This is a genomic window from Streptomyces capparidis (genome assembly GCF_054782095.1).
The window spans coordinates 42,514-68,878 of record NZ_BAAGTD010000036.1; the positions used below are offsets into that span (position 1 = coordinate 42,514).

General features: G+C 76.2%; 30 protein-coding genes. 17 read left to right on the plus strand and 13 right to left on the minus strand.

Features of this window, described 5'->3' with window-relative positions; all coding sequences use genetic code 11:
• Positions 1 to 61: 61 nt before the first annotated feature.
• On the minus strand, positions 62 to 1,978 hold the full coding sequence (locus ACYVO2_RS25625; RefSeq protein WP_461010342.1) for a glycosyl transferase: 1,917 nt from the start codon (positions 1,976 to 1,978) through the stop codon (positions 62 to 64).
• A complete protein-coding gene (locus tag ACYVO2_RS25630) occupies positions 1,975 to 2,730 on the minus strand; it encodes a dolichyl-phosphate beta-glucosyltransferase (RefSeq protein ID WP_461010343.1) in 756 nt (251 codons plus the stop codon). Before ACYVO2_RS25630 ends, ACYVO2_RS25625 begins: the two co-directional genes overlap by 4 nt.
• 221 nt (positions 2,731 to 2,951) lie before the next feature.
• Between ACYVO2_RS25630 and ACYVO2_RS25635 the strand changes: the two genes are divergently transcribed.
• Together ACYVO2_RS25635 and ACYVO2_RS25640 are read left to right on the plus strand one after the other, a co-directional pair.
• Positions 2,952 to 3,383, plus strand: coding sequence for a GNAT family N-acetyltransferase (locus ACYVO2_RS25635; RefSeq protein ID WP_461010344.1), 432 nt, complete (start codon positions 2,952 to 2,954; stop codon positions 3,381 to 3,383).
• 115 nt (positions 3,384 to 3,498) lie between these two features.
• Positions 3,499 to 4,044, plus strand: a complete 546-nt coding sequence (locus ACYVO2_RS25640; RefSeq protein ID WP_461010345.1) for a hypothetical protein — start codon at positions 3,499 to 3,501, stop codon at positions 4,042 to 4,044.
• 22 nt (positions 4,045 to 4,066) lie between these two features.
• Here ACYVO2_RS25640 and ACYVO2_RS25645 read toward each other — a convergent pair whose 3' ends face one another.
• Positions 4,067 to 4,984, minus strand: a complete 918-nt coding sequence (locus tag ACYVO2_RS25645) for an alpha/beta fold hydrolase (protein ID WP_461010346.1) — start codon at positions 4,982 to 4,984, stop codon at positions 4,067 to 4,069.
• A 161-nt stretch (positions 4,985 to 5,145) separates the two neighbouring features.
• Here ACYVO2_RS25645 and ACYVO2_RS25650 point away from each other — a divergent pair, with 161 nt between their 5' ends.
• From ACYVO2_RS25650 to ACYVO2_RS25660, 3 genes are all read left to right on the plus strand, one after another.
• The gene (locus ACYVO2_RS25650; RefSeq protein WP_461010347.1) at positions 5,146 to 5,742 is read left to right on the plus strand and encodes a CGNR zinc finger domain-containing protein; all 597 of its coding nucleotides are present in this window, start codon (positions 5,146 to 5,148) and stop codon (positions 5,740 to 5,742) included.
• A gap of 161 nt (positions 5,743 to 5,903) precedes the next feature.
• Entirely contained in the window at positions 5,904 to 6,629 is a 726-nt protein-coding gene (locus tag ACYVO2_RS25655; RefSeq protein WP_461010348.1) for an SDR family NAD(P)-dependent oxidoreductase, read from the plus strand.
• 143 nt (positions 6,630 to 6,772) lie between these two features.
• Positions 6,773 to 7,282: an allene oxide cyclase barrel-like domain-containing protein gene (locus ACYVO2_RS25660; RefSeq protein WP_461010349.1), complete on the plus strand. Its 510-nt coding sequence runs from the start codon at positions 6,773 to 6,775 to the stop codon at positions 7,280 to 7,282.
• Positions 7,283 to 7,387: 105 nt separating this feature from the next.
• Here the strand turns inward: ACYVO2_RS25660 and ACYVO2_RS25665 are convergent, their stop codons facing one another.
• The gene (locus ACYVO2_RS25665; protein WP_461010350.1) at positions 7,388 to 7,903 is read right to left on the minus strand and encodes an RICIN domain-containing protein; all 516 of its coding nucleotides are present in this window, start codon (positions 7,901 to 7,903) and stop codon (positions 7,388 to 7,390) included.
• A 291-nt stretch (positions 7,904 to 8,194) separates the two neighbouring features.
• Between ACYVO2_RS25665 and ACYVO2_RS25670 the strand changes: the two genes are divergently transcribed.
• Positions 8,195 to 8,764: a TetR/AcrR family transcriptional regulator gene (locus ACYVO2_RS25670; protein WP_461010351.1), complete on the plus strand. Its 570-nt coding sequence runs from the start codon at positions 8,195 to 8,197 to the stop codon at positions 8,762 to 8,764.
• 11 nt (positions 8,765 to 8,775) lie between these two features.
• Positions 8,776 to 9,372 (plus strand): DUF4865 family protein, encoded by a 597-nt coding sequence (locus ACYVO2_RS25675; RefSeq protein ID WP_461010352.1) that lies wholly within the window; start codon positions 8,776 to 8,778, stop codon positions 9,370 to 9,372.
• Positions 9,373 to 9,401: 29 nt separating this feature from the next.
• Here ACYVO2_RS25675 and ACYVO2_RS25680 read toward each other — a convergent pair whose 3' ends face one another.
• A complete protein-coding gene (locus tag ACYVO2_RS25680) occupies positions 9,402 to 9,992 on the minus strand; it encodes a helix-turn-helix domain-containing protein (protein ID WP_461010353.1) in 591 nt (196 codons plus the stop codon).
• A gap of 64 nt (positions 9,993 to 10,056) precedes the next feature.
• Here ACYVO2_RS25680 and ACYVO2_RS25685 point away from each other — a divergent pair, with 64 nt between their 5' ends.
• The 4 genes from ACYVO2_RS25685 (at position 10,057) to ACYVO2_RS25700 (ending at position 12,139) form a co-directional block, all read left to right on the plus strand.
• Positions 10,057 to 10,731 (plus strand): AzlC family ABC transporter permease, encoded by a 675-nt coding sequence (locus tag ACYVO2_RS25685; RefSeq protein ID WP_461010354.1) that lies wholly within the window; start codon positions 10,057 to 10,059, stop codon positions 10,729 to 10,731.
• Positions 10,731 to 11,054, plus strand: a complete 324-nt coding sequence (locus ACYVO2_RS25690) for an AzlD domain-containing protein (RefSeq protein ID WP_461010355.1) — start codon at positions 10,731 to 10,733, stop codon at positions 11,052 to 11,054. Before ACYVO2_RS25685 ends, ACYVO2_RS25690 begins: the two co-directional genes overlap by 1 nt.
• Before the next feature lie 63 nt (positions 11,055 to 11,117).
• A complete protein-coding gene (locus tag ACYVO2_RS25695; RefSeq protein ID WP_461010356.1) occupies positions 11,118 to 11,651 on the plus strand; it encodes a DUF1697 domain-containing protein in 534 nt (177 codons plus the stop codon).
• 161 nt (positions 11,652 to 11,812) lie between these two features.
• On the plus strand, positions 11,813 to 12,139 hold the full coding sequence (locus tag ACYVO2_RS25700) for a zf-HC2 domain-containing protein (RefSeq protein ID WP_461010357.1): 327 nt from the start codon (positions 11,813 to 11,815) through the stop codon (positions 12,137 to 12,139).
• Between the two features lie 68 nt (positions 12,140 to 12,207).
• Here ACYVO2_RS25700 and ACYVO2_RS25705 read toward each other — a convergent pair whose 3' ends face one another.
• The 3 genes from ACYVO2_RS25705 to ACYVO2_RS25715 are packed head-to-tail and all read right to left on the minus strand — an operon-like array spanning position 12,208 to position 13,193.
• The gene (locus ACYVO2_RS25705) at positions 12,208 to 12,591 is read right to left on the minus strand and encodes a PIN domain-containing protein (protein WP_461010358.1); all 384 of its coding nucleotides are present in this window, start codon (positions 12,589 to 12,591) and stop codon (positions 12,208 to 12,210) included.
• Positions 12,591 to 12,860 carry a hypothetical protein gene (locus ACYVO2_RS25710; RefSeq protein ID WP_461010359.1) on the minus strand — a complete coding sequence of 90 codons (270 nt, stop codon included), beginning with the start codon at positions 12,858 to 12,860 and terminating at the stop codon, positions 12,591 to 12,593. Before ACYVO2_RS25710 ends, ACYVO2_RS25705 begins: the two co-directional genes overlap by 1 nt.
• Before the next feature lie 54 nt (positions 12,861 to 12,914).
• Positions 12,915 to 13,193: a helix-turn-helix domain-containing protein gene (locus ACYVO2_RS25715; RefSeq protein WP_461010360.1), complete on the minus strand. Its 279-nt coding sequence runs from the start codon at positions 13,191 to 13,193 to the stop codon at positions 12,915 to 12,917.
• 131 nt (positions 13,194 to 13,324) lie between these two features.
• On the opposite strand from ACYVO2_RS25715, the gene map reads away from it, so the two are divergent.
• Entirely contained in the window at positions 13,325 to 14,092 is a 768-nt protein-coding gene (map, locus tag ACYVO2_RS25720; RefSeq protein WP_461010361.1) for a type I methionyl aminopeptidase, read from the plus strand.
• 40 nt (positions 14,093 to 14,132) lie between these two features.
• Here the strand turns inward: map and ACYVO2_RS25725 are convergent, their stop codons facing one another.
• Complete coding sequence (locus ACYVO2_RS25725) at positions 14,133 to 14,510, minus strand: hypothetical protein (protein ID WP_461010362.1); 378 nt, start codon at positions 14,508 to 14,510, stop codon at positions 14,133 to 14,135.
• Entirely contained in the window at positions 14,507 to 14,722 is a 216-nt protein-coding gene (locus ACYVO2_RS25730; protein WP_461010363.1) for a ribbon-helix-helix protein, CopG family, read from the minus strand. Before ACYVO2_RS25730 ends, ACYVO2_RS25725 begins: the two co-directional genes overlap by 4 nt.
• A 192-nt stretch (positions 14,723 to 14,914) precedes the next feature.
• Here ACYVO2_RS25730 and ACYVO2_RS25735 point away from each other — a divergent pair, with 192 nt between their 5' ends.
• Together ACYVO2_RS25735 and ACYVO2_RS25740 are read left to right on the plus strand one after the other, a co-directional pair.
• Entirely contained in the window at positions 14,915 to 16,387 is a 1,473-nt protein-coding gene (locus ACYVO2_RS25735) for a cytochrome P450 family protein (protein WP_461010364.1), read from the plus strand.
• Positions 16,351 to 17,499, plus strand: coding sequence for a cytochrome P450 family protein (locus tag ACYVO2_RS25740; RefSeq protein WP_461010365.1), 1,149 nt, complete (start codon positions 16,351 to 16,353; stop codon positions 17,497 to 17,499). Before ACYVO2_RS25735 ends, ACYVO2_RS25740 begins: the two co-directional genes overlap by 37 nt.
• 34 nt (positions 17,500 to 17,533) lie before the next feature.
• Here the strand turns inward: ACYVO2_RS25740 and ACYVO2_RS25745 are convergent, their stop codons facing one another.
• From ACYVO2_RS25745 to ACYVO2_RS25755, 3 genes are read right to left on the minus strand one after another with little or no spacing between them, the layout of a single operon-like run.
• Positions 17,534 to 17,923, minus strand: coding sequence for a GtrA family protein (locus ACYVO2_RS25745; RefSeq protein ID WP_461010366.1), 390 nt, complete (start codon positions 17,921 to 17,923; stop codon positions 17,534 to 17,536).
• A gap of 56 nt (positions 17,924 to 17,979) precedes the next feature.
• On the minus strand, positions 17,980 to 18,954 hold the full coding sequence (locus ACYVO2_RS25750) for a glycosyltransferase family 2 protein (protein ID WP_461010367.1): 975 nt from the start codon (positions 18,952 to 18,954) through the stop codon (positions 17,980 to 17,982).
• On the minus strand, positions 18,948 to 21,545 hold the full coding sequence (locus tag ACYVO2_RS25755) for a YfhO family protein (RefSeq protein WP_461010368.1): 2,598 nt from the start codon (positions 21,543 to 21,545) through the stop codon (positions 18,948 to 18,950). The genes ACYVO2_RS25750 and ACYVO2_RS25755 overlap by 7 nt, the downstream gene beginning before the upstream one ends.
• A gap of 772 nt (positions 21,546 to 22,317) precedes the next feature.
• On the opposite strand from ACYVO2_RS25755, the gene ACYVO2_RS25760 reads away from it, so the two are divergent.
• The 3 genes from ACYVO2_RS25760 to ACYVO2_RS25770 all read left to right on the plus strand — a co-directional run bounded on the left by ACYVO2_RS25760 (position 22,318) and on the right by ACYVO2_RS25770 (position 26,364).
• Entirely contained in the window at positions 22,318 to 23,277 is a 960-nt protein-coding gene (locus ACYVO2_RS25760; protein WP_461010369.1) for a glycosyltransferase family 2 protein, read from the plus strand.
• Between the two features lie 2 nt (positions 23,278 to 23,279).
• A complete protein-coding gene (locus ACYVO2_RS25765; RefSeq protein WP_461010370.1) occupies positions 23,280 to 24,650 on the plus strand; it encodes a polysialyltransferase family glycosyltransferase in 1,371 nt (456 codons plus the stop codon).
• A gap of 412 nt (positions 24,651 to 25,062) precedes the next feature.
• Positions 25,063 to 26,364: a class I SAM-dependent methyltransferase gene (locus ACYVO2_RS25770; RefSeq protein WP_461010371.1), complete on the plus strand. Its 1,302-nt coding sequence runs from the start codon at positions 25,063 to 25,065 to the stop codon at positions 26,362 to 26,364.
• The last annotated feature ends 1 nt before the right edge of the window (position 26,365 follow it).

Consider the following 26,365-nt stretch of genomic DNA (forward strand, 5'->3'; position numbering starts at 1 on the left):
CCCCCTCCCCGTCCGCGGACGCGGCGTGCGGAGGGCGGGCGGCGCCGGGGCCGGCGGCCGGTCACGGGGGCGCCGTCCGCGACGAACCCGCCACGTCCCACACCCACAGCCCCCCGACGTCCTCGCCGGGCCCGAGGAGCCGCTCCACCGTCTCGTGCAGCTCGGTGCGGCGCGGGTGCGGGCCGAGCACCACCGCGTCCGCGCGCCAGTGCGCGAGGTCCGCGCGGGCCTCCCGGCGCTGCCTCGCGGTGACGCGGGGCACCCGGCCGGTGTCGGCGACGTCGTGCAGCAGCTCGGAGGTCGGCCGCCGCAGCGCCCCGTAGGCGCCCTCCCGGGTGCCGCCCCACGGGCCGACGAAGTAGCCCTCGGGCAGGTTGAACCCGAAGTCGGCCGCCACCTGCGCGTGCAGCGCCGTGGCGTCGCCCGTGCCCGGCGGCGGCACCGGCACCAGGGTGCGGCCCGGCCTGACGTGGTCCCGCCACAGCCCCTCGGCGTAGAACGGGTGGGTGGGCAGCCGGTCGGCCGCGGTCAGCGGGGTCGGGGCGACGGCGCCCAGCGCCAGGGCGCCCGCCACCACGCCGCACAGCAGCGGGAACGGGGTGTACCGGCCGGGGCCGACCGCGACCCGCGCCCGCTCGGCGGCGAGGGCCAGCAGCACCCCGATGGCCGGGACGCAGATCATCGTCATCCGCGACTCCAGCACCGACTCGAACAGCGGCAGCCTCGCGAACAGCCACCACGGCCCGGGGACGCCCGTGCGCTCGCCGTCCACGACGATCTCCGGGCCGAGCGACAGCAGGGCGGCGGCGAGCACCACCAGGCCCAGCGCCCGGGCCAGGACGACGCGCCGCAGCCACACCGCGATCGCCACCAGCAGCACGGCCAGCGGCCAGCCGAAGAACGCGTTCTCCTCCGTGCGGTTCAGCGACAGCCGGGCCGCGGTCTCCTGGTCGCCGGCCACCGACTGCCCGGCGAAGGAGAACAGCGCCAGCACGTCGTTGCCCGCGTGCCCGTGCAGCAGCCGGTCGTAGCTCTGCGGACCGTGGAACTGCCAGGCCAGGGGGTAGGCCACCAGCGGCAGGCAGACGGCGAGCGCCACGCCGAGCCCGGTCAGCAGCGGGCGCGCCGCGGCCCGCGCCCGCTCTGGGCGCAGCAGGCCGAAGGCGGCCAGGAACAGGGTGAGCCCGGTCGCGGTCAGCAGCAGCGGCTCCTCGCCGAGGAAGACCTGGAACGCGGCGAGCAGCCCCAGCACCACCCCGTCGCGGCCGGGCCGCGTGCCCCGGCACAGCCTGATCACCTGCCGGACCAGGAACGGCACGACGAACAGCGCCACGAAGTTCGGGTGCGCGTTGGCGTGCGAGATCATCGGCGGCGCGAACCCGCAGAACGCCCCGCCGAGCGCCGCCGCCGCCCGGGACCCGACCACCTCGGCCGCCAGCACCCGGTACCAGCCGGCGGCGGTCCCGGCGAGCCCGCAGGTGAGCACCAGCGCCCAGGTGAGGCCCGGCCCGCACAGCGCGGTGACGGGCGCGAGCGGCACGGACACCCCGAGCATGACCGTGTTCGCCATGAGGTTCACACCGTCGGGATGGTTCTGCGCGGTGGTGAACAGCGGGTTCTCGCCGTGGGTGACCGCGTGCGCGGTGACCGCGAAGAACCACTCCCACTGGTTCTGGTCCTGCCCGCTGTCCACCAGGTAGCGCGAGCCGGGACCGGCCCACAGGCCCTTCAGCACGAACACGGCGAGCAGCAGGTAGCCCGCGGCGACCGCGAGGTCCCCGGCGCGCCGCCGGGTCGCCCACCGGGCCACGCGCCGCCCGAGCCCCTCCGGCATCCGCCCGGCGGCCCACGCCTTCGCGGCGGCGGCCCGCGCCGCGAACCCCCGCCCGGACGGGTCCCCCGCGGCCCCGCCCGCGCCCCCGGCGTCCTGTGCCGCGCCGTGCTCCCGTACCCGCTGCGCCGGGCCGACCCGGGTCACCGGGAGGCCGCCGGGGCGGCGGGCACCCGGCCCAGCCGCACCCGCAGGGTCTCACCGAGGACCCTGGCGTAGTCCAGCGGACGCACCTTGGAGCCCGGCTGGTGCGCCCAGCGCACCGGCACCTCCGCCACCGTCCAGCCGAGCCGGGTGAACAGCAGCAGGATCTCCACGTCGAAGCCCCACCCGTCGATCCGGGCGAGGGCGAACGCGGCGCGCGCCTTGTCCCCGTCGAACAGCTTGAAGCCGCACTGGGTGTCGTGGATCCCGGGCACCGCCACGGCCTGGATGAACCGGTTCCCGGCCCGGCCGAGCCCGCGGCGCAGCGCCGGCCGCCCGTCCCGCGCCGCGGAGCCGGCCCGGGACCCGATCGCCGCGTCCGCCCCCCGGTCGAGGGCCGCCGCGAGACCGGCCAGCTCCTCGATCGGCGTGGCCTGGTCCGCGTCGCAGAACAGCACCCGGCGGCCCCGCGAGGCCAGCACCCCCAGCCGCACGGCGCTGCCCTTGCCCCGGTTCACCGGGGAGGCGAGCAGCCGGATCCGCGGCTCGCCGCCCGCCGCGGCGCGCACCAGCCGCGCCGTGCCGTCGGTGGACCCGTCGTCCACGACGATGACCTCCCAGCTCGCCGCCGAGGCGGCCAGGTACCGGCCGACGGTCTCCAGGGTCGCCCGCAGCCTGCGTTCCTCGTTGTACGCCGGGATGACGACGGAAAGACCCAGGTCCGCGCGGACGCGGCGGGGGTGCGGCGCGCTCACGCGCGCCGCGAGTGGATCGGACGTTGCGCTCATGCCCCAGTGACCGCGCCGGGAGTCCGACGGGTTGCACGATCTTCGAAAAAATTTTTGATCCGGCGGTCCCCGGCGTGTGAATGCCCCCAAGACCCCTTTTGGGCTGGTGGGTTGACAACATGACGGCCAGTCAGGCAGGGGGTTCCGCCGCCGGGCCGCGCCGGCCGCCGGCACTACGATGCCGCAACATGATCACTCGCAGGGATGACGGCTACGAGCTGTCCACCGACCCCGGCCGCCTGGACATCGGGCTGGTGCACCACTGGCTGTCCACGGACACCTACTGGGCCACCGGCCGCGACCGGGACAGGGTCGAGCGCGCGGCGCGCGCGTCGCTCAACTTCGGGGTGTACGGCGAGGAAGGGCGCCAGGTCGCCTACGCCCGGGTCGTCAGCGACCTGGTGACCTTCGCCTGGCTGTGCGATGTCTACGTGGACCGGGCGCACCGCGGCCGGGGCATCGGCACCTGGCTGGCGACCGCCGTCCGCGACCACCTGGCCCCGCACGGGATCAGGCGGGTGCTGCTGGCCACGGGCGACGCCCACGGGGTCTACGCCAAGGCCGGGTTCGCGCCCCTGGCCGAACCGGAGCAGTGGATGGTGCTCACCCTCACACCGTGAGGCGCGGCACCGCCCCGCCGCCCACCGCACCGGAAGGCGCCCGGAGCGGACGACTCGTCACCGGGCGCCGCGCCCGGTCCCGGCGCCCGGTCCGCCCGGGCGGCATCATGGTGCGGTGCAGCCGACACCGCCCCTCCTCCTGCTCGACGTCGACGGCCCGCTGAACCCGTTCGCCGCGCCGCCCCACCGCCGCCCGGCCGGCTACACCACGCACCGGGTGCTCCCCGAGTCGTGGGTGGCCCGCAGCCGCAGGCCGCGCCGGTTCGTCCGGCCGCTGCGGCTGTGGCTCAACCCCGACCACGGGCCGGCGCTGCTCGGGCTGCCGTTCACGCTGGTGTGGTGCACCACCTGGATGCACGAGGCCAACGAGTGGATAGCGCCGCGGGTCGGCCTGCCGGAGCTGCCGGTCATCGTCTGGCCGCGCGTCCACCACCGGGACCCGGACGGCATCCACTGGAAGACCCGGCATCTGGTGGAGTGGGCGGCGGGGCGCCCCTTCGCCTGGGTGGACGACGAGCTCGGCGACCGGGACCGCGCGTGGGTCGCCGCGCACCACGGCGAGGCGGCGCTGCTGCACCGCGTCGATCCCAGGATCGGCCTCACCGGCGACGACTTCGCCGCCCTCACCGCCTGGGCCGGGGCCCTGCCGGACACGGCCTGAGCCCCGCCCCGCGGGCGGGACCTTAGGGGCTGCCCTCCTGCCCGGCCAGGAACGCCAGCAGGTGCGCCGCCAGTTGCTCCGGGCGCTCCTCGGCGATGAAGTGGCCGCACTCGGGGATCTCCACCCCCGTCACGTCCGCCGCGTAGGCGCGCCAGATCTCCTCCACCGGCAGCCTGGCCGCCAGGCTGGAGGAGCCCCACACCGCGAGCACCGGTGCCTGCACCCGCCGGCCCGCCGCGAAGTCCGCCTCGTCCAGCGCCACGTCCTCGTCCTGGGCCCGGTAGTCGTCGAAGCCCGCCCGCAGCGCGCCGGGGCGGGAGAACGCGCGCACGTACGCGTCCACCGACTCCGGCGGCAGGCCGTGCCGGTCGTGGCTCCAGCGCTCGAAGAAGAACTCCAAGTAGGCGCGCACATTGCCGCCCACGAGCAGCTCCGGCAGGTCCGGCTGGAGGTGGAACAGCCAGTGCCAGTACCCGGGGGCCACGGTGGCGTCCATGCGGCGGACGGCCTCCCGGGTGGGGACGATGTCCAGCACGGCCAGCCGCTCCACCTGGTCGGGCCGGTCCAGGGCCCAGCGGTGGGCGACCCTGGCCCCGCGGTCGTGGCCCACCACGGCGGCCCGCTCGAAGCCGAGCGCGGCGACGAGCCCGGCCATGTCCGCGGCCATGCGCCGCTTGTCGTACCCGGTGGCCGGCTTGTCGCTGAGGCCGTAGCCGCGCAGGTCGGGGGCGACCACGGTGTGCGCGGCGGCGAGCCGGCCCAGCACCGGCCGCCAGCACAGGGACGTCTGCGGCCAGCCGTGCAGCAGCACCACCAGCGGCCCCCGCCCCGCCCGGGTGTAGTGCAGCCGCACCCCGTCCACCAGGGCCACGCCCGTGGTCACCGCCGGGTCCGCCGCCGCCGTGTCCGCCGCGGCCCCGCCTGTCGTCGCCGTGGTCATCGCGCCTCCCGTTCGCTCGCCGTGCCGTCGCGCACCATGAACTAACCCTCTCAGAGGGTTAGTTCCCGGAACGCGGGGAGCGTAACCCGGCGCCCCGGCCCCGCACAACGCCCCCGGCCGCCGCCGGGGGAGCCCGGGGGAGCGGGGTGGACAATGGACCCATGCCTGCGGACGACGGGTGGATCAGGGACGGCGGGCGGGTGTGCCTGGACTTCGTCAACACCCTCCGCAACCGCTGGGACGTGCCCCGGGAGACCCTGCGCGCGCCGGAGGAGCTGGCGCGCTGGCTGCGCGGGGCCGAGCTGCTCGCGCCGGGCCCGCACCCCGTCGGGGACGGGGACCTGGAGCGGGCCAGGGCGCTGCGCGAGGCGGTGGACCGCGCCGTGCTCGCCGCCGCCGGCGGAGGGCTGCCCGGCGGCGCCGACATCGCCCTGATCAACGACTGCGCCGCGGCGGCCCCGCGCCCCGCGCCCCGACTCGCCGTCCGCGGCGGCCGCCTGGCGCCCGAGCGCGCGCCGAGCACCGCCGACGGCGTCGCCGGGGCGCTCGGGCTGGTCGCGGTGGACGCCGTCGAACTGCTGCTGTCCACCGAGGCGGCGCGGGTCCGGGTGTGCGGCTCGGACACCTGCGGGCTGCGCTTCGTGGACCGCTCACCCGGCCGCAACCGCCGCTGGTGCTCCATGGCCCGCTGCGGCAACCGCACCAAGGTCCGCCTGCACACCCGCCGCCGCAACGCGGCGGCGGACCGGCGCGGCTGACCCTCGCGCCACCCCGGCACGCCCGGCGCGCGGGGGAGTCCTCCGCCCCGCGCCCCGCGCCGCGCGCCGCGCGCCGGTCCGGCGCGGACGGCCGGGCACCCCCCGGCCCCCGACTCCCGGGGCGGTGTGATCATGGGTGGGAGCGGAAGAAGGAGGAGAGCATGCGCCACATCGTCGTGACCGGAGGCGGCACCGGCATCGGACGTGCCGTCGCCGAGGCGTTCGCCGAGCAGGGGGACCGGGTCGTCGTCACCGGCCGCCGCGCGGACGTGCTGGAGCGGGCCGCGCGCGAACTGGGCCCCTCGGTGCGGCCCGTCGCCTTCGACGCCGCCGACCCCGCGGCGGTGCGGGCCGCCCTGCCCGCCCTGCCCGAGCGGGTCGACGTGCTGGTCAACAACGCCGGGGGCAACACGGACATCGGCGCGGAACCGGGCGAGGGCCTCGACGGGCTCGCCGCCGCCTGGCGGGCCAACCTGGAGGCCAACGTCCTCACGGCGGTCCTCGTCACCGAGGCGCTGCGCCCCCGCCTCGCCCGCGGCGGAGCCGTCGTCAGCATCGGCTCCATCGCCGCGCACCGCGGCGGCTCCGGCTCCTACGGCGCCGCCAAGGCCGCCGTCGAGGCGTGGAACCTCACCCTCGCCCAGCGCCTGGGCCCGGACGGGGTCACCGCCAACGTCGTCGCCCCCGGCTACATCGAGGACACCGACTTCTTCGGCGGCGCCATGACCGAGCGGCGGCGCGAGACCCTGATCGCCGAGACCTCCACCGGCCGCGCCGGGAACCCGCGGGACGTGGCCGGGACCGTGCTGTTCCTCGCCTCGCCCGCCGCCTCCCACATCACCGGGCAGACCCTGCACGTCAACGGCGGGGCGCTGGCCGGGCGGTGAGAAGGCCCGCCCCGGCGGGGCGGGCCGACTCCGAACGGTGGAAGCACGCAACCCGGGTGCGGCGGCGGCAGTTAACAGCGCAGCCGCCATGTCCGGCGGGGGTGGCCGACACCACCCAGTGCACCATCCCACTGGAGCAGTCAGTGACCGTGACATCCACCAAGTTCTCCTGGCCCGGGCCCAAGGCCGTCTGGGCCGCGACCGCCGCCACCGCGGCGCTCGTGGCCGCCGCGGGCTGGACCCAGTCCTCCGCGTCCTCGGCGAGCGACCCCGCCGGGCGCGGGGCGCGGGTGACCTACACCAGCAGGCTCGTCTCCACCGACCGTCCGAGCGAGCTGCGCACCGGCGACACCTGGGTGTCGTACTCCCACCTGTTCGACGCCAAGGGCAGAAAGGTCGGTGACGCGAGCGGCCAGTGCGCCGCCGTCCACGTGGCGGGGAACACCAGCACGATCTCCTGCCTGCGCATCCTGCGCACCGCCAAGGGCTCGGTCTCCATGCACCAGTTGGCCGACTACCGCGACGGCCGCCGGATCGTCTCCGACGCGCCGCTGACCGGCGGCACCGGCGTCTACCGCGACGTCAAGGGCGGGGCCGTGGTGGACACGGTGGGCGGTTCCGGCGTCGTCAAGCAGACCTTCCGGACGCCCTGAGGCGCGTCCGCCCCACCCCGCCGGATCCTCTCCGAACCCGTGCGACCCGGTGCGGCCCCTGCTCGCAGGGGCCGCACCGGGTCGCGCCGGGCGCCGTCCCCGGCGTCAGGCGCTCTCCTCCGACATCCGGAAGAACGCCCACTGCTGCTCGCCGGAGCGCGGCGCGGCCCGCAGCAGCGCCACCCGGCCGCTGTCGTCCACCCCCAGGCAGCGGCCCCGGTGCACGGCGCTCTCCAGCACCACGTAGGTGTCGTCCACGATCCACACCAGGAACCGCTGCTCCGCCCGCCCGTCGCAGGTCCGCAGCCGCACCGTGCGCCGGTCCCCGCCGCGCGGGTCCGCGGTCAGGCACAGGTCGCCGCGCCCGGCGTCGCTGCGCAGCCTCAGCCCGCCCTGCACCTGCTCCGCCGCCCAGCGCTGGGCCCGCACCTGCCGGCACTCGGCCGTCACGGCGCCGTTCCCGGAGCGGGCGCGGGGGGTGTCCAGGCAGCCCTTCGTGGCCACGTTCGCCAGGTACACGTCGTCGTGGCCCCGGGCGGCGGCCGGTGACGAGGACAGCCAGAGGCCGGGGACCAGAGCGGCTGCGGCGAGTGCGGCGGCGAACCTGCGGGGGAGGGCCATGGGCTGCTCCTGAGGGTGAGTCACGGCTTGCGGGCAGCGCGGACGGGCCGCGTGCGGGGCCCGTCCACGTCTGCGCAAACATAGCGAAAATCGACCTTCACGGCCTTTGTTGTATATCCCCGAAACGAGGGAAACCTCCATTCGCGGCGCCCACGCCCGCGAACGTGCGCCCGCCCGCGGCTCCGGCGGCGTCGCCCGGGGACCCCCGGGGCGGGCCCGCCGTCCGACCCCCGCCCCGGTCGACCGGCCCGTCGCTGGACTCTGTACCTACTGGTATGTACAGTCGAGTCCATGACCACCTCCGACCGACTCATCGAAACCACCCGCGACCTCCTCTGGGAGCGCGGCTACGTCGGCACCAGCCCGCGGGCGATCCAGCAGCGGGCGGGGGTCGGGCAGGGGAGCATGTACCACCACTTCGCCGGGAAGCAGGACCTCGCCCTGGCCGCCATCCGCCGCACCGCGGCGGAGATGCGGCAGGCCGCGGACGCCCGCCTGTCCGGCCCCGGCACCGCCGCCCAGCGGATCACCGCCTATCTGCGCCGCGAGCGCGACGTGCTGCGCGGCTGCCCCGTCGGGCGGCTGACGCAGGATCCGGACGTCTTCGCCAGCCCCGAGCTGCGCGAGCCCGTGGACGAGACGCTCGCCTGGCTGCGCCGCCGGCTCGCCGAGGTGCTCGCCGAGGGCCGGGCGGACGGGGAGTTCGACGACGCCCTCGACCCCGGGAGCACGGCCGCCGCCCTCGTCGCCGTCCTCCAGGGCGGCTACGTCCTGGCCAGGGCGGCCGGCTCCGCCGAACCGTTCGAGCAGGCGGTGGACGGGGCGCTCGCCCTGCTCGCCGCGCGGACCGCACACGCCTAGGAGGGCCCGCCGTGTACGCGATGCAGTACGAGATCACCCTGCCCGCCGACTATGACATGGACGTCATCCGCCGCCGGGTGGCGACGCGCGGCCGCGCCCTGGACGCGGCGCCCGGGCTGGGGCTGAAGGCGTACCTGGTCAGGGAGCGGGGTGTGGACGGCTCGCCCGTCAACGCCTACGCGCCGTTCTACCTGTGGCGGGACGTGGGCGCGATGGGCGCGTTCCTGGCCGGGGGCGGCGGGTTCCAGGGCATCGTCGCCGACTTCGGCCGCCCCGCGGTGCGGCACTGGACGGGTGCCGCCTGCGAGCGCGGCCCGGCGTACGGCGCCGCGCCGCACGCCGCCTCCCGCCGCACGGCGCCGTTCCCGCCCGGTGAGGACCCGGCGGCGGCCGTGGAGCGGGCCCTGACGGGGGCGCGCGCCCTGGCCGCGACCGCCGGAGTGCACACCACCGCGGTGGCGTTCGACCCGTGCGCCTGGGAGCTGGTCCGGTTCACCCTGTGGGCCGGGGACGTGCCGGCGGACGAGGACCCGGCGGCCGAGCGCTTCCGGGTGCTGCACCTGTCCGCGCCGGAGCTGGCGGCCGTGGCGGTGGGCCGCCGCTGGTAGGCGCGGTCGCGCGGGGCGGGGATCCCGGGTCAGCCGTGCTCGGACACCAGCACCGCGCGGGTGCCCGGCTCCAGGGCGCGGAAGGTGTGGGGGAGGTCCCCGGGGTAGGCGACGTAGTCGCCGGGACCCAGCTCCACCGGCTCGTCGGTGAGGCCCACCAGGGCCCGGCCGCTCGCCAGCAGCACGTGCTCGACCACGCCGGGCATGTGGGGGTCGGAGTCGCGGGGCGCGCCGGGCTCGGCGTCGACGCGGTAGATGTCCCGCCGGGCGCTCCCGGGGCTCGCGGCGAGCAGGGTGGCCCGGTAGTCGGCGCCGGTGGCGGCGACCGCGGGGCCCTCGTCCGCCCTGATCACCTGCACCCGGGGGCGCGGCGGGTCGAGGAGCCGGGAGAACGGCACGTCCAGGGCCACGCACAGGGCCCACAGCGTCTCCAGGTTCGGGTTGCCGCCGCCGGACTCCAGTTGGGACAGCGTGGACTTGGCGACGCCCGCCCGGCGGGCCACCTCGGTGAGGGAGAGCCCGGCCCGGCCGCGCTCGCGCCGCAGGGCCGCCGCGATGGCCTCCATGGGGACCGCCGCGGACGCGGACTCGCGCCGGTTCTCCTGCCGTTCTCCCGCCATCGTTCACTCCATCGGTACGTCGTTCGGTTTGACGAACATCCCTGGGGTGTTCATTCTATCCGTCATGCATTCGCTGTGGCGAACACCGGATCGGTCCCCGCTGCGGGACATCGCGCTGATGTGCCTGGCCGTGGGCGTCGTCGGCCTCTCCTACGGCGCCACGGCCGCCGCGTCCCCGCTGCCCGTGTGGGTGCCCCTCGCGCTGAGCCTGCTCGTCCTCGCCGCCTCCTCGGAGTTCCTGTTCGTGGGGATCGTCGCGGCGGGCGGCAGCCCCGTCGCCGCGGTCCTGGCCGGGCTGCTGGTCAACGCCCGCCACCTGCCGTTCGGGCTGGCGCTGCCCGACGTCCTCGGGCGCGGCCCGCGCCGTCTGCTGGGCGCGCACCTGATGAACGACGAGACCGTCGTGCTCGCCCTGGCCCAACGGGACACCGCCCGCGGACGCGCCGCCTACTGGGCCTGCGGCCTGGGCATCGCGGTGTGCTGGCCGCTCGGCACGGCCGTGGGCGCCCTGCTCGGCACCGCCGTCCGGGACACCGGCGCGCTCGGCCTCGACGCGATGTTCCCCGCCGTCCTGCTGGCCCTGGTCCTGCCGGCCCTGCGGGAGCGGGACGGGCGCCGCGCCGCCCTGGCCGGCTCCGCGATCGCCCTGGCCGCCACCCCGTTCCTGCCCGCGGGAGTGCCGGTGCTGCTCGCCCTGGCCGGCCTCGCCCCGGCCGCCGTGTCCCCGAGGAGGCGGTAATGACCACCTCACCGGCCCTGCTCGCCGCCGTCCTGGTGCTCGCCGCGGGCACCTTCGCCCTCCGGCTCGCCGGACCGCTGCTGCGCAGCCGGGTCACCTTCCCGCCCCGCGCCGAGCGGCTGACCCGGCTCTCCGCCGTCGTGCTCCTCGCCGCCCTGGTGGCCACCTCCGCCCTCGCCGAGGGGCAGCACGCGGCGGGGGTCGCCCGCCCGGCCGGGGTGGCGGTCGCCGGGGTGCTCGCCTGGCGGCGGGCGCCGTTCCTGCCGGTCGTGCTGGCCGCGGCCGCCGTCACCGCCGGGCTGCGGCTGGCCGGGGTGCCCTGACGCCCGCCGCGCCGGGACGGCGGCGACCCCGCGTGTCCCGCGCGCCCGGTCCAGAATGTCCCCATGACCGGTGAGACCAGCCCCGTCCGCTGTGTGGCCCTGCTGCGCGGCGTGAACGTCGGCGGGCACCGCGGGGTCGTCATGAGCGAGCTGCGCGCCCTGCTGACCGGGCTCGGCCACACCGACGTCCGCACCCACCTCCAGATCGGCAACGCGGTCTTCACCGCCGCCGCCGGGCCCACCGACCGCATCGCGGCCGAGATCGGGGGCGCGCTCGGCGGGGTGAAGGTGATGGTGCGCACCGCCGCCGAGCTGCGCGGCGTCGTCGAGCGCAACCCGCTGCCCGTCCGGGACCCCGCCAGGCTGCTGGTGGCGTTCCTCGACGCGCCCGTGGACCGGCGGGCCCTCCGGGCGGTCGACCTCGCCGCCTACGCCCCCGAGGAGGTGCGCGCCGGGGAGCGCGAGCTGTACTACCACCTGCCGGGCGGCGCGGGCCGGGCCCGGCTGCCCGCGGCGGTGGAGCGCCGCCTGGGCGTCCCGGTCACCGCGCGCAACTGGAACACCGTGGTCAGGCTCCTGGAGATGGCCGAGAGCTGACCGGCGCCCGGCCCCGCTTCCGCGCCGTCCGCGCGGCGGAGGGAGACCGGCCGGGCGCCCGCGGAAGCGGACCGGGCGGTCCCGGCGGTGAACCGCGGACGGCTCGGGTCCGTATGGGGCCGGTGACGGTACGGGGGAACTCACGCCAGTGGAGAACAGCCGTGGACTGCGAGCAGGCGCGCGTCGATCTGGCCTCCCATGTGCTGGGGGCGCTGGACGCGGCGGACGGCGCGGAGATGGAGGCGCATCTGGCCGGCTGCCCGCTGTGCGCCCTGGAGCGGGAGTCGCTGGCCCGGGTGGCGGTGCTGGTGACCGTGGCGCTGCTGATCCGCCCGGCCGCGCCGCCGCCCGCGGACCCCGGGGACGGCCCCGCCCCCCCGCCCCCGCCCGCGGCCGCCCCCGAGCGGGCGGACCCCCCCGCCCCCGGCCGCGCCCGCCAGCAGCGCCGCCCCGGCCGGGGGCGGAGGCCGTTCCCGCCGCGCCGCTGACGCCCGCCCGGGCACGGCCCGCCCCGGCGGCCCCCCGGTGAGGGGCTCGCCCGGCGGAGCCGCGCCCCTCAGCCGAGTTCGACGACGGGGACCCGGGCCTTGCGGTACAGGGCGGGCCGGGTGGTGGCCAGCGGTATCCCCGACGGGTAGTCGGGGGTGGGCCGGGCCAGGTGGACGGCGTGGGCGTGCCGCCACTCCATGCCGTCCGAGAGCAGCGCCGCGGCGGCCACGACCGCGGGGTAGTCCAGGTCGACGACGGTCAGCACGCCCAGCGCGCCGACGTGTTCGGCCAGGCCGCGCTGCCGGGTGTCGGCGGCGAGCAGGCACAGCGCGGGCACCAGGACGCGCCGCCCGGGGAAGGTGAAGGCGCGCTCCACGATCCAGCAGGCCAGCCGGTTGCCGCGGCCGAGGGCTTCGACGGCGGTGTCGTCGAAGACGAGCGCGGTCGGCATCACCGCGCGTGCGGCTCCTGCCCGGCGGCGGCCCGCCTCCAGAGGTCCTCGGCCCGCGCCGCGTCCGGGTCGCCGTCGTCGAAGGCGGCGCCGAAGTGCGCGGCCATGTGGTCGCGCGCGGCGGCGGCCCGCGCGGCCCGCTCGGAGGGCGTCAGGGTGCTCTCCGCGTAGGTCTCCACGACCGTGCGGATCGTGGTGCCCTGCTCGGCGGCGATCCGGGCCAGCCGGTCCCTGGCGTGGGCGCTGATGCGGATGCTGGTGTCGGCCATGGCCGGAGCATACCGGCTGCATACAGGGCGCCGCCGGAGCCGGCCGCCCCGCGCTCAGGCCGCGGGCGCCGCGTCGCCGCCGCCCTCGGCCTGGGCCCCGCAGGCCGAGGCCACCTCGTCCAGGGAGAGCCCGAGCGCCGAGGCGAGGGCCGCCACCGTGAAGAACGCCGGGGTGGGCGCCCGGCCGGTCTCGATCTTGCGCAGCGTCTCGGCGGAGAGCCCGGCGGCGGCGGCGACCTCCACCATGGTGCGCTCGCCCCGCGCCCGCCGCAGCAGGACGCCGAGCCGCTCGCCGCGCTCCCGCTCCCACGGTGTCAGAGGAATCCGAACCATGCCCGTGATACTAATCCCGTGATACAAATACCGGTATAAGAATTGGGTGACGGTGGCGCGGCGGCCGACGGTGGCGCGCCGTCCGCCCCGGCATGCCCGAAACCACACGAGCGAGAGGGAGCCGACCCGGCATGGTCGAGATCAAGACGGACGCGGCGATGGACGCGATGCGGGAGGCGGGGCGCGTCGTGGCGCGGGCCCTGGCCGCCGTGCGGGAGGCGGCGGCCGTCGGCACCCGTCCCCGCGAACTGGACGAGGTCGCCCGCGAGGTGCTGCGCGAGGCCGGGGCGAGCTCGCCGTTCCTCGGCTACCGGCCCTCCTTCGCCGCCACCCCGTTCCCCGCGGTGATCTGCGTCTCCGTCAACGACGCCGTGGTGCACGGGATCCCGGACGGGCCGCCGCTGCGCGACGGCGACCTGGTCTCCGTGGACTGCGGCGCCGAGCTGGACGGCTGGACCGGCGACGCCGCGATCACCTTCGCCGTCGGCACCCCGCGCCCGGCCGACGAGCGACTGCTCGCCGCGGCCCGGCGGGCCCTCGACGCCGGGATCGCCGCCGCCGTCACCGGCAACCGGCTCGGGGACATCTCGCACGCGATCGGGTCCTCCGTGGACGCCTCCGGGTACGGGATGCTCGACGGCTACGGCGGCCACGGCATCGGCCGCCGCATGCACGAGGACCCGCACCTCCCCAACCGGGGCCGCCCGGGCCGCGGGCTGCGACTGCGCCACGGCCTGGTGCTGGCCCTGGAGCCGATGCTGATGGCCGGGGGCGGCGGCGACCACCGCACCGACCCGGACGGCTGGACCCTGCGCACCACCGACGGCAGCCGCGCGGCGCACGTGGAGCACACCGTGGCGATCACCGACGACGGCCCGCGGATCCTCACCCTCCCGTGACCTCCCGGCCGCGCCGCCCCGCGGGCCGGCGCCCGCCCGCTCAGCCCCGCACCGTCTCCCGCAGCACGTCCGCGATCCGGTGCACGTCCGCCCGGCCGGTCTTGGCCGCCTCCACCAGGTCCGCCAGCGCCTCGGTGTCCGGCAGCGCCTCCCACCCGGCGGCCGCGCAGTAGGCGCGGGCCATCGCCATCGCGTAGAACTCGTTCATGGGGGAGCCCAGCGGCGGGCACACCGTGAGCGTGTGCAGCAGCGCCGCGGCTCGCCACGCCGTGTCGTGGCCGGGCGCGTCCGAGGCCATCACCAGGTCGGAGGCGTGCCGCGCCACGGCGGCCTCGATGCCGGAGGGGTCCCACACGGTGGGGTCGGACGGCAGGTGGTGGGCCAGGACGTTCCAGGCCCAGGCGAGGTCGATCTTCACGTCCCGGGACCGAACCTCTTCCGCACGTACGCCCAGTTCTCCGCGGTGTTGAACTCCGCCGCGGCGGCCAGGAAGCGCTCCCGGTCCTCGTCCAGCTCCCGCTTGGTGGCCTCGGTGATCAGCGCGGTGACCGTCGTCCCCCGCTCCGCGGCGCGGGCCTTGAGGCGCTCGAGCAGCTCCTCGTCAAGGCGGATGGTCACGTGCTTCGACATGCGCCCCAGCGTACAGCGCACCGCTGTACGGGGGCAGGGCCGCGGGTTCGTCCCGGCGTACCGTGGCGACCCCCGCACGCCCGGTGACCGGCTGGTGTATACCTGTTCGGTGCCGCGGCCCGCCGCACCATCGGCCGGGCCGCGCCATCCCGTTCACGGCGCCAATCACCCCCGACCGACCAGGAGTTGTGTGTGACCTCCTCCGCCGAAGCCGAAGCGGCGTTACCGCCCCCGTCCTGCCCCGCCGGCCGGGGCGGCGCCCCGGTCCCGCTGTACGGCCCGGAGTTCGCCGCGGACCCGGCGCCCGTCTACGAGACACTGCGCGGCCGCGGGCCCGTCGAGCCCGTCGAACTCGCCCCCGGCGTCGACGCCCTGCTCGTCACCGACTACGACGCGGCGCTGCGGGTGGTCCGCGACCCGGACACCTTCGTCAAGGACGCCAGGCGCTGGCGGGCGCTGACCGCCGGGCAGGTGCCCGCGGACAGCCCGGTGCTGCCGATGATGGCCTACCGGCCCAGCGCCCTGTTCGCCGACGGCGACGCCCACACCCGCCTGCGCCGCGCCATCACCGACAGCCTCTCCCGCGTGGACCCCAACGCGCTGCGCGGCTACGTCGAGCGCAGCGCCGGCACCCTCATCGACGCCTTCGCCCCGCGCGGCGAGGCCGACATGTTCGCCGACTACGCCTCGGTGCTGCCGCTGCTGGTGTTCTCCCAGTTGTTCGGCGTGCCCGACGACGCCATGGGCAGACGCCTGGTCGCCGGCTCCGTCGGCATGCTCACCGCCACCCCGGAGGGCGCCCAGCGCGCCAGCGAGGACCTGCTGGCCTGCCTCGCCGAGCTCGTCGCCCTCAAGCGCAAGGCCCCGGGCGCCGACCTCACCTCCTGGCTGCTGGCCCACCCGGCGGAGCTCGCCGACGACGAACTGCTGCACCAGTTGGTGCTGATCGTCGGCGCGGGCACCACCATGTCCACCGCCTTCACCTGCAACGCGCTGCTCCTGCTGCTCACCGACGACCGGTTCGCCGGGGACCTGGCGGGCGGCAGCCTGCCGGTGGAGGACGCGCTGGAGGAGGTGCTGTGGGTGGCGCCGCCCGGCTCCAACTTCTCCGTCCACTACGCCGTGCGGGAGACCGCGGTCGCCGGTGTGACCGTCCCGCCGGGCGTCCCGGTCGTCATCAGCCACGTGGCCGTCAACGCCGACCCCAAGCTGGCCTCCGAGCGCCGCTCGGGCAACCGGGGCCACCTCGCCTGGAGCGCGGGGCCGCACCGGTGCCCGGCGCAGTCCGAGGCGCGGCTGATCTCCACCGTGGCGCTGGAGACGCTGCTCGACCGGCTGCCCGACCTGGACCTGCGCGTGCCCGCGGAGCGGGTCGTCTGGCAGCCGGGCCCCTTCTACCGCTGCCCCGCTGCGCTGCCGGTGACCTTCACCGCCGCGCCCGCCACCGCCCCGCCCGCGACCGCCCCGCCGCCGGCCGCCGGCGCTTCCCCCGCCCGCCCCACCGACCCAGGAGAGCCCGCATGGACAGCCCCCGCACGGCCGGCACCTGCCCGTTCCGCCTCGACCTCGGCGGCGGCGACGTCCACGGGGAGGCCGCCCGCCTCCGGGAGCGCGGACCGGCGACACTGGTGGAGCTCCCTGGCCCGGTGGTGGCGTGGTCGGTGACCGACCCCGGGCTGATCCGGCAACTGCTGTCGGACCCGCGGATCAGCAAGGACGCCCGCGCGCACTGGCCCGCCCTGCGCGAGGGGCGCATACCCCGGGACTGGCCGCTGCACCCGCTGGTGTCGGTGCGGAACATGTTCACCTCCGACGGCGAGGACCACCGGCGGCTGCGCCGGCTCGTCACCCACGCGTTCACCCCGCGCCGGGTGGAGGCGATGCGGCCGAGCGTGGAGCGGATCACCGCGGAGCTGCTGGACCGGCTCGCCGCGCTCCCGCCGGGCCGCACGGCCGACCTGCACGCCGACTTCGCGTACGCGCTGCCCACCCGACTGGTCCTCGACCTGTTCGGCGTCCCCGAGGAGCAGCGCCCCGAGGTGCGCCGCGTCATGGACGCGGTGCTGACCACGGCCGTGGACCCGCAGGAGGCGGCGGCCAACGCCAAGGACCTGTACGCGGCCATGCACGCCCTGGTCGCGGCCAAGCGCGAGGCGCCGGGCGACGACATGACCAGCGGCCTGATCGCCGCCCGCGACGACGACAGCGGCTCCCGGCTCACCGAGGAGGAGCTGATCAGCACGCTGATCCTGATGATCGGCGCGGGCGCGGAGACCACCGTCAACCTCATCGGCAACGCGGTGGTGGCGCTGCTGAGCAACCCCGGCCAGCTCGGCGCCGTGCGCGCGGGACGGGCCGGCTGGGACGACGTGGTGGAGGAGGCGCTGCGCGCGGTGCCGCCGGTGATGCACCTGCCGATGCGCTTCCCGACGTGCGACATCACCCTCGACGACGGCACCGTGCTCCGCAAGGGCGACCCGGTGCTGATCGCGTTCGGCGCGCCCGGCCGCGACCCGGCCGTGCACGGGCCCACCGCGGACGACTTCGACGTCACCCGCGCGGACAAGAGCCATCTGGCGTTCGGCCACGGCGCCCACTACTGCCTCGGCGCGGGCCTGGCCCGCCTGGAGGCCGGGATCGCGCTGCCCGCCCTGTTCGGCCGCTTCCCCGGCCTGGCCCTGGCCGTGCCGCCGGAGCAGTTGCACCCGCAGCCGTCGTTCATCAACCCCGGCTACCGGGCGATACCGGCCGTCCCGCGGCCCCGGGACGGGGGCTGAGCGCAGACCGGCCGCCGCCGCCCGCGCGAGCCCCTCACGCGGGCGGCGGCGCCGCGCCCCGCGCCCCCGGCAGCATGATCGTCCGGGAGACGGCGAACGTCACCGGGACCGCGGCGGCCGCCGCGGCCAGCGGCGCCAGCGCGCTGCCCCACCCGGCCACGTCCACCAGCAGCCACACCCCGCAGGTGGTGACGGCGAAGTTCGCCGCGTTGGAGAGCGGGAACAGGGCGAACTTCCGCCACGTCGGCTTCGTCCGGTAGGTGAAGCGCGCGGTGAGGAAGAACGACCCGACCATGCTCAGCGCGAACGCGAGCACATGCGCGGCCAGATACGGCAGCACCCGCAGGAGCAGCAGGTACATCCCGTAGTAGGTGCCCGTGTTGACGGCGCCCACGGCGGCGAACCTGGCGAGCTGGCCGAGCACGGGCCCGCCCCGGAGCGCGGGGCGGCGGGGGGCGCGTGCGGGCGGCGGCGGACCGGTCAACGGGCGACGCCCTCCACGGCCCGGCCCTGCTGCGCCGGGAGCCTGCGTGCCGGGGCGGCGTTGGACGCCTGGACCAGGAAGTGCGGCCGCCGCTTGACCTCGTAGTAGATCCGGCCGATGTACTCGCCGATCACCCCCGTCATCACCATCTGCACCCCGGCCAGCGCCGTGATCACCGCGACCAGCGTGACGTACCCCGGCGTCTCCACCCCGTTGACCATGGCGTCCCCCACGATCCACAGCGCGTAGCCCATGGCCGCGGTGAGCAGCGCCATTCCCAGGTACACCGCGGCGCGCAGCGGCTTGTTGTTGAAGGACAGCAGGCCGTCGATGCCGTAGTTCAGCAGCCTGCCGAACGTCCACGAGCTGCGGCCCTCCTCGCGGACGGCGTTGCCGTACTCGAAGGTGGTGCCGGGGAAGCCCACCCATGCGAACAGGCCCTTGGAGAACCGGTTGTACTCCGTCAGGCGCAGCACCGCGTCCACCGCGCGCCGCGACAGCAGCCGGAAGTCGCCGACGCCGTCCACGAGTTCCACGTCCACCAGCCGGTTGATCAGCCGGTAGTAGGCCCGCGCGGTCAGGGTGCGGGTGACCCGGTCGCCCTCCCTGGTGCGTCTGGCGATCACCTGGTCCCAGCCCTGCTCGCGCAGCTCCACCATGCGGCCCACCAGCTCCGGCGGGTGCTGGAGGTCGGCGTCCATGATGACCACGGCGTCGCCCGAGGCGTACGTCAGTCCGGCGAGCATCGCCGCCTCCTTGCCGAAGTTGCGGCTGAAGGAGACGTACCGCACCCGCGGGTCGTCCGCGGCCAGTTGCTCCAGCAGGGCGAGGGTACCGTCGCCGCTGCCGTCGTCCACGTAGACGAACTCCACCTCGTGCGGGAGCGGCGAGCAGGCGCGGGCCAGGTGTTCGTGGAAGCGGCTCAGCACGGCTTCCTCGTTGTGGCAGGGCACGACGACGGAGATCAGCATGGCGGCTCTTTCCGGGTGAGGGAGCTCGGTGCGGGTTCGGCGGGACGGCCCGCCCGGCGCCTGGCGGCCAGGGGCGGGAGCAGCCCGAGGGCGGCCAGGCCCACCAGGGAGGCGGCGCCGACCGCCGTGCCCAGGCGCAGCCCCGGAGGGTGGAAGGTGCAGGAGACCGAGTCCGCCGTCCCGTCCAGGGGTACGGCGATCAGGCCCAGGTGGTTCGCCGCCGGCCGTTCGGGCCCGTCGCCCGCGGCGCAGCGCCAGCCGGCGATGCGGGGGGCGGCGACCACGGCGGTGCCGGTGGTGCCGGGCGGGAGCTGGGCGCGGACGCGGCGTCCCTCGACCTCGACCTTCGTGGCGCCGGTCCGCTTCAGACGGTCCACGGCGTCCCGCAGCCGGTCGGGGTCGAGGCAGCCGACGGCGCCCTCGGGTATGACGCCGGGCTTGCCCGGTTGCTGCCCGAGGGCGACCTCCACGCGGCCGCCGGCCGGGACGGTGCCGATCGGCTCCATGGCGGCGATCTTGGTGTGGTCGGCGCGGAACCGGCCCTGCTCGGCGCCGCCCGCGAGGGCGGCCGTCCCCCAGTAGCGCGGCGCCCACAGGAACACCCGGCTGCCCGCGGGGCAGGAGGCGGTGAGCGTGACCGGGTTGGGCCGGTCCCGCGCGGGCAGCTTCAGGCCCTCGCCGCGCACCGGCCTGCCGGGGCCCGCGCCGGTGCGCGCCGCCACCTCGGGCACGGTGTAGACCTCGGCACCGAGGAGCTTCTCCTGGTTGCGGTACGCGGAGGGGCCGAACCCGGGCGCGGGGCCCGCGGGGCGGACGGTGACCAGCGGGGGGACGTCCTGCCGGGTGGCGTGCGTCGTCGTGCCGTCCGCCGGCCACCACTTCTGGTGCGGGTCGGGCGGGGAGTGCACCCGGGCGCCGACGGAGAAGACCGCGTCGGTGACCGGGTTGTCCAGGCTCTGCACCGACCGGCCGCGCGAGGTCCAGCCGCCGCCCAGCGCGGTGAGGGTGCGGCTGAGCACCTCGGAGGTGTGGCTGCTGTAGTACTGGGCGCCCTGCCCGCCGACGAGCAGCGGGTCGTTGCCGACGGTCTGCTCACGGCCCGGGTCGGTGCGGTACCGCGGCCAGCCGTCCGCCTCGGCGATCACCTGGCGCTGGGTGCGCTGGCGCTCGCCCCACGGCGCGTAGTCGTCCTTGTCCGCCAGCCGGGAGGCGGTGGCGACGGCGGCGGTGGCCGAGGACTGCCCGATCTGGGCGCCCACCAGCAGGACCGCCGCGGCGACCGCCAGCCGGGGGCGGCGGGCCCGCTCGCAGCGGCGCGTCAGGAGCAGGGCGGCCACCGCGGCGGCGGCGCCCGCCAGGGCCAGCGGGTACGCCCACGGCTCGACCAGCTCGCTGGAGGACGCGCCGAGCCAGACCAGGCCGAGCACCGCTCCCGCGGCGAGCAGCGGGCGGCGGCCGGGCACGCCGTGCGCGAGGGACAGCCACGCGGCGATCACCATCAGGCCCGACAGCACGAACACCTGCCGGAACGGGCTGCCGTTGGGCGTGGCGAAGGCGTGCCACACCAGGTGCGTGGGCCCCCACTGGAGGGACAGCAGCACGGCCAGCGGCAGCGCCGTCCACACGGCGCGGGTGGCGCGCGGCACCGCGGCGTGCAGCGGCAGGGCGAGCGCGAGCAGCAGCGCCGCGCTGTCCAGGTAGACCGCGGGGCTCAGGAAGCTGTAGGTGCCGGGCAGCAGCCGGGCGAACACATCCGTCCACGGCGCGGCGTGGAACGTCAGGTCACGGCCCGGCGAGGCGTGCTCGCTGCCGAAATAGACGACGGCCACCAGCGGCGCGGCCAGGCCCACCCCGAGCCCCGCGGTGACCGCGGCCCGGCCCAGCGCGGCCAGGCGCCGCCGCACCGTGGCGTCCATGAGCAGCAGCCGCGCCAGCAGCACCAGCGCGGCGCCGAGCGTGGCCATGTACGCGGTGTAGAAGTTCGCGATCCACACCACGGCGACCACCACGGGCCCCAGCACCCGGCGCCGCCCGGCCAGCGCCCACTCCCCGGCCAGGCACAGCAGCGGCAGCGCGATCAGCCCGTCCAGCCACATCGGGTTGTACGAGGCGTCCGCGACGGACCAGCCGCACAGCGCGTACGAGGCGCCGAGCGCGCCCGCCGCCCACCAGCGGCCCGGCCGCAGCGCCATCAGCAGCCACGCCATCGCGGCCCCGGCGGCGGCCGTCTTCGCCAGCGTGATCACGTACACCGCGAGGTCGATCCGGTCCCGCGGGAAGACCACCACCAGCAGGGCGAACGGGCTGGACACATAGGTGCCCAGGTCCGGCAGGAAGCTGGTGCCGAAGCCGGACCGCCAGTTGACGATCCATCCGCCGTCGCCGCCGAGCAGCAGGTCGCGCAGGTGGGCGTGGAACGGGACGTACTGGTTGCCCAGGTCGTTCACGCCGCGGGTGTTCGGCCCCCACGGCCGACTGCGCGCGGCGGCGTCCCCGAGGCAGAGCGCCAGCACCGTGACGGCGGCGGCGAGCGCCGCGGCGCGGGCCCCCGGCCCCTTCGGCAGGGCGCGCCGCAGCGCGCGGCGCGGCACCGCTCGCAGAGCGCTTCCACGCCCCTTCCGCGCGGCCTGCGCGCCGCCGGGGTCCCGGGTCGGCTGCCCGGGGAGCAAGGCTGATGTCACACCCGGTAGATGTCCGACTGCCCAGTTGTGTTGCTGTGGCGCGCGTCACTCCGCGCCCTCTCCCCGCACCCCGCCTCCGGACCCGCGCACCCCCGCCGACCGGCCGCCCGCACGGGCCCGCCCCCACCCCGGCGGGACCGGTCCGCCGCCCGACCCCGCGCCGCGGAACCCGCCGCGCCGCCGGTTCCGGAAAAGCCTCTCGCCGCGGGCGGAGGAAATCCCGGGGAATTCCCGCCCGCCCCTTTCCCGCCAGCTCACGGCACCGGCCACGCGCCGCCGCGCCCGCTTCTCCCCGCCCCGCCGGGAATTCCCGCAGTATTCCGCTTCCGCCCCCGCCCGTCCACCGCCCACCACCGCGCCCGGGACTGTGCCACCCTGGTACGGACACCCCGTCAGCGGGTGGGGAACCGGTGCGGGCGGCCCCGCGGGCCCGGCGTTCCGGCGCCGAAACGTGTGTGATGGGTCACAGAGAATTCATCGTTCGTTCGCCTGGGCGCCGGATATGAGCGAATCTGTCCGCGGGCAGGACTCCATCTGTTCACGCGGTTACTCGCCGTGGGCACTCGTCACCCCTCTGGCCAGCCATTACGCTGGGACTCCCGGCCGCGCGAGGGGCCGGGTCCCCGTCAAGCAAGCCGCCATGGGCGCCTTCGGCCCCGGCCTACCGAGTACTGGACTTCGTGTGCCCAAACTCTCCGTCGTCGTGCCCTTCTACAACGTACAGAAGTACGCCCAGGACACTCTGAAGAGCCTCGCGAACAACGCGGACCCGGACACGGAGTTCATCCTGGTCGACGACTGCTCGACGGACGCCACCTCGGAGATCCTCCAGTGGTGGAGCGACGAACTCCCGAACAGCAGACTCATCCGCCACGAGCGCAACATGGGCATCGCCCAGGGCCGCAACAGCGGAATCGAGGCCGCGAACGGCGAGTACGTCACCTTCCTCGACGGTGACGACTGGTACGCCCCCGGTTACCTGAACGAACTCGTCACCGCGATCGAGGAACTGGACTGCGACTTCCTCCGCGTCGACCACGTGCAGAGCACCGGCACCAAGCGCGTCGTGCGCCGCGCCCCCGCGCCGCTGCGCCGCACCGTGCTCAACCCGCGCGACGTCATCGGCCCGCCGCACACCGAGACGATGGTGGACTACCCCTTCGTCTGGGCCGGGATCTACCGCAGGCACCTGTTCGACGACGGGGCCATGCGGTTCGACGTGGAGCTGAAGACCGCCGAGGACCGGCTGTGGACCTGGCGGCTGCACCTGCGGGCCAAGACCTTCGCCGCCGTCGGGCTGCTCGGCATCTTCTACCGGCGCGGCGTCACCACCTCGCTCACCCAGATCAAGGACGCCCGCCAGCTCGACTTCATCCCCGCGCACGACGCCCTGCTGGCGCACGTCTCCGCCGACCCGGAGGCGCACCGCTTCCTGCCCAAGGCGGTGCGCACCTACTGCGCGATGATCTCGTTCCACATCAAGAACTCGCAGATGTACGAGCCCGCGGTGGCCAAGCAGCTCAAGCGCATGGCCACGGCGGCCCTGCGGAACATGCCCCAGGACGTGCTCGACCAGACCCTCGCGTCCATGGACCACGAACGCAGCAGCAGGCTCCGCCGCCTGCGCGGGAAGGCGGCCTGACCATGCGGCACACCACCGTCCAGTTGTTCCAGGCGTCCACCCTCTACGGGGCCGCGACCCTGGCCGCCTCCCTCGACGCGGGCCAGTTCGGCCCGCGCGGCGAGGCCCACCGCATCCTGCTCGTCTCCAACAACTCGGCCACGCCCGAGACGTCGACCCCGCTGACCCGGATGAACGGCTTCCGCCGCATCGCCGTGCGGTTCGACGACGTCATCGACTGGAACGAGGCGATCCGCCCCTACCACCCCAACGGGTGGAACCCGGCCGGAGGCGACGCGCCCCTGTGGGAGCGCATGTTCCGCAAGCTCTGGGACCTCGGCGACGCCCGCGTCGAGCTCATCATGGAGTCCGTGCAGGTCGCCCCGGCCAAGGCGCTCGCCACGATCTTCGCCGAGAGCGCCGTCCACGTGTACGCCGACGGCCTGATGAGCTACGGGCCCACCCGCAGCAAGCTCGCCCAGACCCTGGGCCGCCGGGTCCAGCGGCTGCTCCACCTCGACCTGGTGCCGGGGCTGCGCCCCCTGCTGCTCACCGAGATGGACGTCAAGCCCGAGATCGTGCCCGACGAGGCGTTCGTGCGGGTGCTGCGGGAGCTCGGCGAGGCCGCGGCCGGGGACGCGTCCCTGGAGCTGGCCGAGCGCGAGGCGCCCACCGCGCTGCTGCTCGGGCAGTACCTCGCCGCGCTGGACATCCTCACCCCCGAGGAGGAGGAGGACCTCCACGTGCGGATGCTCCGCGGCGCGGTCGCCGCCGGGCACACCAACGTGGCGTTCAAGCCCCACCCCTCCGCGCCCAGGCGCTACTCGCAGAACCTGGAGAAGGCCGCCGCAGAGAGCGGGGTGCGGCTGCTGGTCCTGGACGGGCCCGTGCTGGCCGAGGCCGTCTACGAGCGGGCCAAGCCGCGGCTGGTCGTCGGCTGCTTCTCCACGGCGCTGCTCACCGCCGCCAGCTACTACGGCATCCCGATCGCCAGGGCGGGCACCGAGCTGCTGCTCGAGCGGCTGGCGCCGTACCAGAACAGCAACCGGATACCCGTGACCATCGTCGACTTCCTCGTCGCCGACGTGGAGCGGAACCCCGAGGCCGCCACCGCCGAGCTGCCCGCGGCCCGGGTCGAGCGGCTCGGCGGGCTGGTGCGGACCGTCGGGTACTGCATGCAGTCCGAGCTGCACCCGCCGCTGCGGGACGGGGCCGCGGAGTGGCTGCGGGCCAACCTCAACGACCACACCCGCCGCTACTTCAAGCGCCGCCGCCTCACCGCGCTGGCCCTGCCGGGCGGCAGCGTCCCGGTCCGCGCGAAGGTGCTGCGCAGCAGCCCGGTCGCGCGCAGGGTCGCCCGCAAGATCCGCGCCCTGGAGCGCAAGCGCGGCTGAGAGCCGCGGTCGGCGCTGCGACCGCGGTGGCGAGGCCCCCGCGCGGGGCCCGCGCCGCCTACCGCGAAGCCGAACAGGCCCCCGTCCTCGGGACGGGGGCCTGTGGCGTTCCGGGGGCTGTGCAGGGGCGGCGCGGTGGGCGGGGGGCAGCGGTGGGCGGGAGGACGGAGGCAGGCTCGGCGGGCCCGTGCGGGGCGGGGTGCGGGTCCGCGGGGTGCGCTTCGGTCGGCGCCCGGGGCGGCGGGGCGTTCCGCGGAGTGGCGGCGGGGAGGGTGACCCGATCGGTGACGGTGTGGGCGCCGGTCGGGTGGCCGGGGTTTTCCGGGGTGAGGGCGGGGTTACCGTGAATACGTTCATACCGCCCATGTCCATGGATCACCGCACGATCGATCCTTGCGCGGAGGATGCGCCCATGTCCGACGTGGCAGGACGGCTGGTCGCCCTCGTCGAGCGGGGCCTCGGGGCGCCGTTCCCGCTGCGCCTGCGCGCCTGGGACGGCAGTGAGGCGGGGCCGCCCGGGGTGCCCGTGCTGATCGTGCGGGACCGCCGGGCGCTGCACCGCCTGCTGTGGCGGCCGGGTGAGTTGGGCCTGGTCCGCGCCTGGGTGGCCGGGGACATCGACGTGGACGGGGATCTGCACCAGGCGCTCCACCGGCTGGCGGACCTGGTGCGGGACGGGGAGCGGCGGGTGCCGCGCGCCGCGGTGCTGGGACTGGCCGCCGGGGCCCTCGCGCTGGCCGGGCCCGCGCTGCCGCCCAGACCCCCGGCGGAGGAGGCGGGCAGGCGCGCGGGCGTGCGGCACAGCCCGCGCCGGGACCGGGCGGTGATCAGCCACCACTACGACGTCGGCAACGACTTCTACGCCCTGGTGCTGGGCCCGTCCATGGTGTACTCCTGCGCCCACTGGGACACCGGTCGCACCCTGGAGGACGCCCAGCGCGCCAAGCTCGACCTGGTCTGCCGCAAGCTGGCGCTCCGCCCGGGGCAGCGGCTGCTCGACGTGGGCTGCGGCTGGGGCTCGATGGCCGTCCACGCCGCGCGGCACCACGGGGTGCGGGCGGTCGGCATCACCCTCTCCGCCGAGCAGGCGGCGTTCGCGGGGGAGCGGGTCGCCGCGGCCGGGCTGGCCGGGCGGGTCGAGATCAGGGTGCAGGACTACCGGGAGGTCGCCGACGAGCCGTTCGACGCGGTCTGCTCCATCGGCATGGCCGAGCACGTCGGCGCCGTGCGCTACCACGCCTACGCCCGCTCCCTGCACCGGCTGCTGAGGCCCGGCGGCAGGCTGCTCAACCACCAGATCGCCCGCCCGCCCCGGCCGGACGAGCGCGCCCACCGGATGGACCCGTTCATCGACGCCTACGTCTTCCCCGACGGGGAGCTGATCCCGCTCGGGCAGACCGTCACCCAACTGGAGCGCGCGGGCTTCGAGGTGCGGGACGTGGAGGCGCTGCGCGAGCACTACACCCTGACGCTGCGCGCCTGGACGGCGAACCTGGAGGCCCGCCGCGCCGAGGCGGAGCGACTGGCCGGGGCGGGGCGGGTGCGCACCTGGCTGCTGTACATGGCCGCGTCCGCGCTGGCCTTCGAGCGGAACCGGCTGGGCGTCAACCAGGTCCTCGCGGTGCGCACCGCCGCGGACGGCGCCTCGGGCCTGCCCCTGGTCCGCGAGGCGTGGGCGGTGCCCGAGGCCGCGGGCACGGCCGGACGCGGATAGC